General features: G+C 72.2%; 6 protein-coding genes. 5 read left to right on the forward strand and 1 reads right to left on the reverse strand.

The annotated features are described in order from the left end of the window. Nucleotides 1-1,175: S8 family serine peptidase (locus tag ABD54_RS23535; protein WP_047871719.1), on the forward strand; the 1,175-nt coding region annotated here is incomplete at its 5' end. 102 nt (nt 1,176-1,277) lie between these two features. Here ABD54_RS23535 and eccCa read toward each other — a convergent pair. Next, nucleotides 1,278-5,240 (reverse strand): type VII secretion protein EccCa, encoded by a 3,963-nt coding sequence (gene eccCa / locus ABD54_RS23540; RefSeq protein WP_047871720.1) that lies wholly within the window; start codon nt 5,238-5,240, stop codon nt 1,278-1,280. 211 nt (nt 5,241-5,451) lie between these two features. On the opposite strand from eccCa, the gene eccD reads away from it, so the two are divergent. From eccD to ABD54_RS23560, 4 genes are read left to right on the forward strand one after another with little or no spacing between them, the layout of a single operon-like run. Continuing rightward, a complete protein-coding gene (gene eccD, locus ABD54_RS23545) occupies nt 5,452-6,870 on the forward strand; it encodes a type VII secretion integral membrane protein EccD (protein WP_053063645.1) in 1,419 nt (472 codons plus the stop codon). A gap of 1 nt (nt 6,871) precedes the next feature. After that, the gene (gene eccB, locus ABD54_RS23550; RefSeq protein WP_047871721.1) at nt 6,872-8,317 is read left to right on the forward strand and encodes a type VII secretion protein EccB; all 1,446 of its coding nucleotides are present in this window, start codon (nt 6,872-6,874) and stop codon (nt 8,315-8,317) included. A 22-nt stretch (nt 8,318-8,339) separates the two neighbouring features. Beyond that, nucleotides 8,340-8,666: a hypothetical protein gene (locus ABD54_RS23555; RefSeq protein WP_235432171.1), complete on the forward strand. Its 327-nt coding sequence runs from the start codon at nt 8,340-8,342 to the stop codon at nt 8,664-8,666. Nucleotides 8,667-8,717: 51 nt separating this feature from the next. Continuing rightward, nucleotides 8,718-9,020 (forward strand): WXG100 family type VII secretion target, encoded by a 303-nt coding sequence (locus ABD54_RS23560; RefSeq protein ID WP_047871722.1) that lies wholly within the window; start codon nt 8,718-8,720, stop codon nt 9,018-9,020. Nucleotides 9,021-9,089: the final 69 nt, after the last annotated feature.

Consider the following 9,089-nt stretch of genomic DNA (forward strand, 5'->3'; position numbering starts at 1 on the left):
GGTCCTGGGGGGCCCCGGCCGCGGCCGAGGCCCCCCAGGACCCGGTCTCGCTCGCCCAGGTCCACCCCTTCAAGGCCGACAGCCAGCCGTGCGCGGCCGTCGGCGGGGACGTCGTGGAGCAGACACCGTGGACGCACCTCTTCCTCGGCCTGTCAAGGGCCCACGACCTGAGCACCGGCGGGGGGGTGGGCGTGGCGCTGCTGGCCCCTGAGGTGGACGGCGGCGTCCCCGCGCTGACCGAGGCCGTGGAGGGCGGGCAGTCCGCCGACTGCCTGGGGTTCGGCACGTCACTGGCCGGGGTGCTCGCCGCACGGCCCGTGGAGGGCAGCGGCCTGGTCGGGGTGGCCCCGGGCGCGTCGGTGACGGCCGTGGCCACCGGCAGCCCCCAGACGGGCATGGTCTCCCCGCAGGAGATCGCCGCCGGTATCGGGACCGCGGTGGAGGCCGGGGCCCGCGTGGTCCTGGTGGGCACGGGCACGTGGGAGGGGTCGCAAGCCCTGGAGTCGGCAGTGGCCGCCGCCGAGGAGGCCGACGCGGTCGTCGTGGCCCCCGCGACGGTCCCCACCTCGCGGGGGCCGTTGCCGGGCCAGCCCGCCCAGTACGCGTCGGTGCTGAGCGTGGCCGCGCACGACGTGGAGGGTCTGCCCGTGGCCCAGGGTCCGCTGGTCCTGCCCAGCGGGGACCTGGCCCGTGTGGACCTGACCGCGCCGGGCGACCGGGTGGTGGGGACAGGCCCGGGCGGCGGCCACGTGGCCATCGCGGGCGACGGCGTGGCCGCGGCGTTCGCGGCCGGGGCCGCGGCGCTGCTCATGGCACGGGAACCGGACCTGAGCGCAGAGCAGGTGCGCGAGCGCCTGACGGCCACGGCCTACTCCTCTCCCCTCGGGGAAGCGGACCCGCTGACGGGGCACGGCAGGCTCGACCCGCTGGCGGCGATGGCCATCGCCCCGGTCGGTGACCCGGCCGGGGTTGCGGGTGAGGGGTTCGTGCCCGATCCCTCCCCCTACGGTTCGGTGGACGCGCCGTCCACGGCCGCCGTCGTGTCCGTCGCGCTGCTGCTCATCGTGCTGTGCGGCTTGGGCGGGGCGGTGATCAAGCTCGGACGCGCGCGGGGGTGGCGTCCAGCCGCCGCGGGCGAGCCGGTGCCGATGCGCTCCGAGGAACCGGTGCGCTGACGCGGAGGGGGCGTCCGGTGCGCCGGACGCCCCCGCTCCCCCTGCGGGGAGGGGCGTGTCCGCCCGGACCGACCGGTGGCCGGCGGGCCGGGCGGGCCCCGATCACTCCTCGGCGCCCTCGGCGATGGCCAGTTGCACCTCCACCGGGTCGCGGCGCGAGATCCACAGTGCGCGCCCCGGGGGCATCGTCCGCGGCCGGATGTTGCCGAACAGCATGCCCTCCGACGACGGCGCGGACAACAGGATGCTGGGCGTGTTGGAGTCGATGAGCGAGCGGATGACGGGGTCGCCGGAGGCCCGGCCGAAACCGCCCGCCGCGTGCACGAGGACCACGTGCAGGCCGATCTCCGCGCCCTGGCTGAGCATCGGCAGCAGCGGGGTCAGCGGGTTGGGACCGCTGCCGGAGACCATCTCGAAGTCGTCGATGAGGACGAACAGCTCGGGTCCGGTCCACCAGTCGCGCTTGCGGATGCGGTCGGGCGTGATGTCGGGCCCGGGCAGACGCGCCTTCATGGCCTGCGCGGCGGCGGCCATCATCTCCTTGACGTTGTCGCTCGACACCGCGTAGCCGAGCTGCATCTCCTTGGGCACGGCGTCGTAGAGCTGGCGGCGCTGGTCGGCGAGCACGACCCTGGCGGTGGTCGGACCGTAGTGGCTGCGGATCGCGTTGGTGATGTGGCGCACCAGCGTGGTCTTGCCCGTCTCCGTGTCGCCGACCACGAGCAGGTGCGGGGTGACACCGAAGTCGTGCCAGAACGGCTGCATGCGGCGGCTCTCCAGGCCCAGGGGCACCTTGAGGCCGTTGGCCTTGGTGAGCTTGGGCTCGGGCAGCTCACGGGCGTGCAGGATCGGGGGCAGTGTGCGCACCGCGGGCGCGGACGGGCCGTCCCAGGCGGCGAGCACGCGCTCGACCAGCTCGGTCATGCCCTCGGACAGCGTGACGGAGTCGGCGTGGCCGTCCGCGCGGGGAAGTCCGGTGAGCAGGTGGTGCTTGGTGTCGGTGATGCCGCGGCCCGGCACGCGGGGCACCGTCTGCGCGGCGCGCATGTGGACCATGGAGTCGACCGGGTCGCCCATGCGCAGTTCGAAGCGGGTGCCCATCAGGTCGCGGACCGAGGTGTGGAAGTCGGCCCATCGCGGGGAGGCGACCACGACGTGGACGCCGTAGTTGAGGCCGCGCTGCACGAGCTGGACGATGGGCCCCACCAGGTCCGCGTAGTCCTGGCGGATGGTGCCCCAGCCGTCGATGACGAGGAAGACGTCGCCGTGGGGCTGGTCGGCGAACTCCCCGGCGGCGCGGCGCCTGCGGTAGGTGCCCATGGAGTCGATGCCGTTCTCGGCGAAGAAGACCTCACGCTTGGTGAGGATCTCGTTCATCTCCATGATGGTGCGGGTGATGCGCCGCTCGTCGGTTCGGGTGACGACGCTGCCCATGTGCGGCAGGGATTTGAGGGAGGTCAGCACACCGCCGCCGCAGTCGATCCCGTAGAACTGGACCTGGGCGGGGGTGTTGCACACCGCGAGGGTGAGGATGAGCGTGGCGAGCATGGTGCTCTTGCCGCTCTGGGGTCCGCCCGCGATGCCGACGTGTCCCCCCGCTCCGGACAGGTCGGCGACCAGGGGCAGGCGCTTGTGCTCGAAGGGGCGGTCGATGATCCCCAACGGCACGCGCAGGGCCGTCTCCTTCTTCCAGGCCAGGCCGCCCTCGGGCAGCCGGGTGCCGATCATGGCGAGCAGCTCGTCCACCAGCGGCGGCACCTCCAGGGGAGGCAGCCAGACCTCGCGGGCCGCGGGGCCGAGGGTGTCCATCCGCGCCAGCGCGGTCGCCAGGAGGGATTCGCTGCTCTCCTCCACCTGCACCTCGGGCTCCTCCGGTTCGGGAGCGGAGGTGTCCACCGGGGTGTCGGCAAAGAGGACCACTTCACCGCCGACCGTGTTCCTGCGGGCGGCGCGGCGCTTGACGCGGTAGGGCCCGGAGACGTAGGCGGCCTTGAACCGCGTGAGGGTCTCGGTGTCGGTCTTGAGGTAGCCGTTGCCGGGGGCGGAGGGGAGCTGGTGGGCGTCGGGGACGCCGAGCACCCCGCGGCTCTCGATGGCGGAGAAGGTGCGCAGGGCGACCCGGTAGGACAGGTGGCCCTCCAGTTGGTGCATACGGCCCTCGTCCAGGCGCTGGGAGGCCAGCAGCAGGTGGACGCCGAGGCTGCGGCCCAGGCGGCCGATCATCACGAACAGGTCCATGAAGTCGCGGTGGGCGGCCAGCAGCTCGCTGAACTCGTCGACGACCACGAACAGCGTGGGCATCGGCTCCATGTGGGGGTTGGTCTCGCGCGCCCTCTCGTACTCCAGGGCGGAGCTGTAGTTGCCCGCGGCGCGCAACTGCTCCTGTCGGCGGACCAGCTCGCCGTGCAGGGCGTCCTGCATGCGGTCCACCAGGATCGCCTCGTCGGCGAGGTTGGTGATGAGCGCGGAGGTGTGCTGGAGCTTGTCGAGGCCGATGAAGGTCGCGCCGCCCTTGAAGTCGACGAGCACGAAGTTGAGGGTCTCGGGGGAGTGGGTCAGGGCCAGGCCCAGCACCAGGGTGCGCAGCAGCTCGCTCTTGCCCGAACCGGTGGCGCCGATGAGCATGCCGTGCGGGCCCATGCCGCCCAGCGCCGACTCCTTGAGGTCCAGTTCCAGCGGCGCGCCGTCGGAGTTCATGCCGATCGGCACGCGCAGCCGGTCCTTCTCGTGCAGCTCGCTCCACATGCGCTCGGTGTCGTGCCGGTGCAGGTCGGAGATGCCGAGGAGCGTGGTCAACTCGAAGTCGGTGGTGAGCGGCTCGGTGACCTCGACGACCATGCCGATGCGGTAGGGCGAGAGCAGGCGGGCCAGGGACGTGGTGCGGGCCAGGCTCAGGGAGTCGGGCCTGCCCAGCACCTCCTCGGTGTCACGGCCGCTGTTGTCGCGTGAGAGCATCACCAGGCGCTCGGCCTCCACCCGCAGGGCCAGGGTGTAGGGGTCGTCCTCGGGGGGCATCGGATCGGCGACGTCGATGACGACCGTGTTGCGGTAACCGCCGCCCAGCATGCGCGAGCCCGGGGGGATGCGTCCGCCGTCCACGACGACGACGGTGAAGGGCTCCTCGCGGCTGGGGGCGGCGGTGGGGTCGAAGCGCGGCCGGTCGGCCAGGTCGGGGACGAGCTGTTCGAGTTCCATGGCGTCCGTGCACAGCAGCCGGGCCTGGCCCGCCCCGTCGCGGGCGGTGGGGTGCTGGCTGTGTGGCAGCCACTTGGCCCACGACCACAGGGGCAGCGCCTCCTCGGAGCAGCACACGGCCACGCGCAGTTCGTCGTGGGCGTGGAAGACGGCGAGCTGGCCGACGAGCGCGCGGACCAGGCCCCGGCTGGTGTCCAGGTCGCCGCGCATGGTGATGCGGGAGTAGCCGCGCAGGTAGATCTGGACCGGCTGGTCCTCGACGGTGCCGTAGGCGCGGATGAAGCGGCGCAGGGCGTGGGCGCTGAGGGGTTCGAGGTCCTCCACCGGTTTGGAGGAGACCGGGGAGATGGTCATGGACAGCGCCTGCTCGCCCACGGCCATGCGCGCCTCGGCGAAGTCGTCGTCGCTCCCCCTGCGCTCCCACAGCCGGGAGGTGCGCACGATCGACCACAGGGCGTCGGGGTGGGGAGCCCGCCACAGCATCGCGTCCCGCTGCTCGGTGACCACGCTCCGCAGGCGGGTGCGCATCTGCTTGAGGTAGCGCAGGTAGTCGCGGCGGTCGTCGTTGAGCTGGCGGCGGCGCTCCAGCATTCCGCGCAGATACTGGCCGCCGAGCATCGCGACGGCTCCCACGAGCATCATGCCGCCCGCGATGTAGGGCATGATACTGCTGCCGTCCCCCATGCGCCCGGGGCGCATGATCATCAGGAGCATCGCCATCGACGTCATAGCCATCGGCAGGTACATGAACACCGACGAAACGTTCGCCTGCGGCTCGGGCAGCTCCGGGGGCTCCTGGAGGCTGACCTCACCCGACGGCAGGTCCGGCCCGGGACGCCGCGGGGGACGCCGGACGAGGATGGTACTCACAGGACGGGGTCCTCACCTTGCAGGGAACGACAGGGACTGTCCGGCACCGCTCCGGCGCCGGGACCGCAACCAGTATCCGGAATCGGGGACCGAAACCAGAACACTACCGTTGCCAACTAAAGTGACAGATACCAAAATTTAAAACAACGCACCTCCAAAATGGGTCGTGGGAGTGTTACCGTCACTCCCACCCCTGTCACGACCCCGCCTCATGATGGGCCCCCACCGGATGAACGATGTCGCCTCCCCGGACCTGTGCCGACTGCTGATCCGCGCTCCCGAGCGCTCCTTCGAGATCGCCGCGCCGACCGAGGTCCCCCTGTCCGAGATCCTGCCCACCCTCGTGCTCTACGCCGAGGGTGACAACGGCGAGGACCTGGACGAGAGCGGCCTGGAGCACGACGGCTGGGTCCTCCAGCAACTGGGCGACGAGCCCCTGGAGGAGGACGAGACCCTCCGCTCCCTGGGGCTCTGCCACGGAGAGACCCTCTACCTGCGGCCCCGGCGCGACCAACTGCCCCCGGTGCACTTCGACGACCTGACCGACGGCGTCGCCACCGGCATGGGCGAGCGTGCCGACCGGTGGCGCCCCGAGGCCACACGCGTCCTGCTGCAGACGCTGGGCCTGGTGGTGCTGTTCACCGGCCTGGCCGTCCTGGTCAGCGGTGGCCCAGGCCTGCTGACGGCCGTGTCGGCCGCGTGCTCGGCGCTGCTGATGCTGCTGTCGGCCTGGGCGGCCTCGCGGGCCATGGCCGACCTGGCCGCCGCCACCGGCCTGGCCGCGGCGGCCACCCTGTACATGGCGGTGGCCGGCGCGTCCGTGCCCTCGGGCGACCCCGGCACCGCGCTGACCGGAGCACGCGTCCTGACCGGTGCGGTGACCGCCGCCGGGGCGAGCGTGCTCGGCCTGGCGGCGGTGGCGGGCTCCGTGCCCTTCTTCGCCGGTCTGTTCACCGCCGAGGTCCTGTGCGCGCTGGGCGGCCTGGCCCTGATGTTCATCCCCGGTGCGACCGCCCCCGCTGTGGCGGCCGTGGTGGCGCTGATCGCGCTGCTGCTGGGCACGTTCGCCCCGCAGTTGGCCTTCCGGCTGTCCGGCCTGAAGCTGCCGCCGCTGCCGTCCAACCCCGAACAGCTCCAGGAGGGCATCGACCCCTACCCGGCACGCGGGGTCCTGGACCGGGCCGAACTCGCCGACCGCTTCCAGACCGCCCTGTACGCGTCCACCGGCGCGGTCCTGACCGTCTGCCTGGTCGTACTCGGCGCCTCCCCCGGCTGGATACCGATCACCCTGTGCGTGATCGTGTCGCTGGTGATGCTGCTGCAGTCTCGGGGCCTGGCCAGCGCCTGGCAGCGGGCCTTCGTGGTCGCCCCGCCCTGGATCGGGCTGACCGCGCTGGTCCTGGTCCTGGTGTGGACCGCCGAGCCCCTGCCCCGCACCCTGGCCCTGGTGGGCCTGTTCGCCGCCTCCGCGATCCTGGCCGTGGTGTCGTGGAACCTGCCCGGCACACGGCCGCTGCCCCACTGGGGGCGGGCGGCCGAGATCATCCAGTCCCTGCTGACGGTGGCCATCGTGCCCCTGATCCTGGCGATCTTCGGCGTGTTCTCGCTCCTGCGCGGAATCGGCGGCTGACATGCAGTCACGTCGCGACAGGGTGATGGCCCACAACTTCACCGTGGGCCGACTGGGCACGGCCATGCTGGAGGGCGACCCCGACGCGGTCGACGCGCCCATGCGCCGTACCCGTACCGGCACCTACATCGGCATCGCGATCGGCGCCGTGCTGTGCATCGGCTTCCTCGTGTTCGGCCTCATCTTCCCCGGAGGCGCGACCAGTTGGCGGCAGGAGGGCCGGCTGATCGTGGACCGCGACACCGGCGCCTCCTACGTGTACTCCGCCGGGGTACTGCGCCCGGTGGCCAACGGCGCCTCCGCCCGCCTGATCCAGGGCGCCGACGCCGCCGTGAGCCTGGTATCGGCCAAGTCCCTGGAGGGCGTGCCCGTCGACGGTCCAGTCGGGATCGCCGGAGCGCCCGACTCCCTTCCCACGGAGGCGGGCCTGGAGGAGTCGGTCTGGCGGGTGTGCGCGCTGCGGCCCGAGGACGAGGAGGGCGAACTCGGCCGTACGGCTCTGGTGATCGGCACCGCGCCCGCCCCGTTCCACCCGTCCGCCGAGCAGGCGGTGCTGGTCTCCGGTCCGGACGGCGGCCAGCACCTGCTGTGGAACGGGACCCGGCTGCGCCTGGACACGGAGGGCGGCGCCGTCCAGGCCCTGGGCTACGGGACGAGCAGCGCCCTGCCCGTCACCTCGGCATTCCTCAACACCGTGCCCACCGGCCCGGACCTGACCGCGGTCGAGGTCGCGGGCGCCGGTGAGGACGGCGGCGAGATGGCGGGCGAGCCCCGGCTGGTGGGCCAGGTGTTCGCGGTGTCCACTCCCGGCCAGAGCGACCAGCACTACCTGCTCACCCGGGACGGCCTGGTCCCCCTCTCCGTGACACAGGCCCTGCTGCTGCTGGCGGACCCCGACGTAGCGGACGCCGCCTACCCCGACGCCCCCGCCGAAGCGCTGCCGCTGCCCGCGGGCGAGGCGCACACGAGGCTCTCCGAGGCTCGGGGGCCGCGCGAGGAGCGCCACCCCGACGCCCCGCCGGAGCTGGTGGGGACCGCAGCGGGCGCGCCGTGCCTGAGACTGGCCCCGGACGGCTCGCTGTCGCTGTCCATGGACGACCCCGCCGGGATCGAGGCGTGGCCGGTCCAGGAGCGGCCCGCGATCGCTCCGGGATGCCCGACCCCCGACCTGGTGGGCATCGCCTCCGGCCGGGGTACGCTCGCCGCGGCCCGACCCGTGGGCGGCGGTGGAGGAGCCACCACCCACTACCTCGTCACCGACAGCGCGGCGAAGTACCCGGTGGTCGACGAGACCGCCCTGACCTCCCTCGGGTACGAGGCGGCCCAGTCCGTCCCCGTCCCGACCTCCCTCCTGAGGCTGCTGCCGTCCGGTCCGGTGCTCGACCCGGACGCGGCCGCCCTTCCCCTCGCGTCCTCGTCCATGGTCGAGGACGCAGGATGTCCCTGATGGAAAGAACCGAGGAGAGTCCGTGAACCAGAGGACGAGGACTACAGACGAGGCCGAGCGCATCGCCCAGGAGGCGATGACCGAGGCCCACAGCAACTGCAACACCATCTACACCAACGTGGACAACACACGTGACAAGCTGCGTATGTCCTGGCAGGGCGCGGCCTCCAACAAGTACAGCGAAGCGGTCGTCGGCTGGCTGGAGGAGCTGCGGCTCATCACCAACGACATGAACCAGATGATCGGCACCTTCGGCGGCACCGTCCACGCGATGCACGCCACGGAGGACGCGGCCGTCATCACCGGTTCGCGGTGGATGGACGAGCTCAACCCGAACCAGTCCGGCTGAGGCAGGACAGCCGCTTCCAACCGAACAAGTCCCTCTCCGGAAGGCGAGACCATGAGCATCAACGGTTTCGACGTCAGCTACGCCTACGTCGACGAGGCCACCAGCGAACTGCGCACACAGACGCAGGCCGTGCAGAACCAGATCGAGTCGCTCGACGCCCAGATGCAGACGGTCAAGGCCGAGCTCGAGGGCGCCATGGCCGCGGAGTACGACCGCAAGGTCGCTTCCTGGCGGGCCAACGTCGCCGACATGCAGCTCCTGCTGGGCAAGGCCGAGGCCGCCCTGAACGAGATCCGCAACAACTACTCCTCCACCGACGGACGCGAGGCCATGAACTGGCAAGCGCTGCTGTAGTCCGCTCCCTCTCCCCCCGGGGCGGGCGGCCCACCACTCCCCTCGCGGCCGTCGGTGGAGGAGTAGTTG

Origin of the sequence: Nocardiopsis sp. RV163 (assembly GCF_001029525.1) — a bacterium.
Lineage (GTDB): Bacteria > Actinomycetota > Actinomycetes > Streptosporangiales > Streptosporangiaceae > Nocardiopsis > Nocardiopsis dassonvillei.

Bases quoted from the DNA above. Each gene is read 5' to 3' on its own strand.
- eccB (WP_047871721.1), top strand. From the start codon at position 6,872: ATGCAGTCACGTCGCGACAGGGTGATGGCCCACAACTTCACCGTGGGC.
- ABD54_RS23560 (WP_047871722.1), top strand. From the start codon at position 8,718: ATGAGCATCAACGGTTTCGACGTCAGCTACGCCTACGTCGACGAGGCC.
- eccD (WP_053063645.1), top strand. From the start codon at position 5,452: ATGATGGGCCCCCACCGGATGAACGATGTCGCCTCCCCGGACCTGTGC.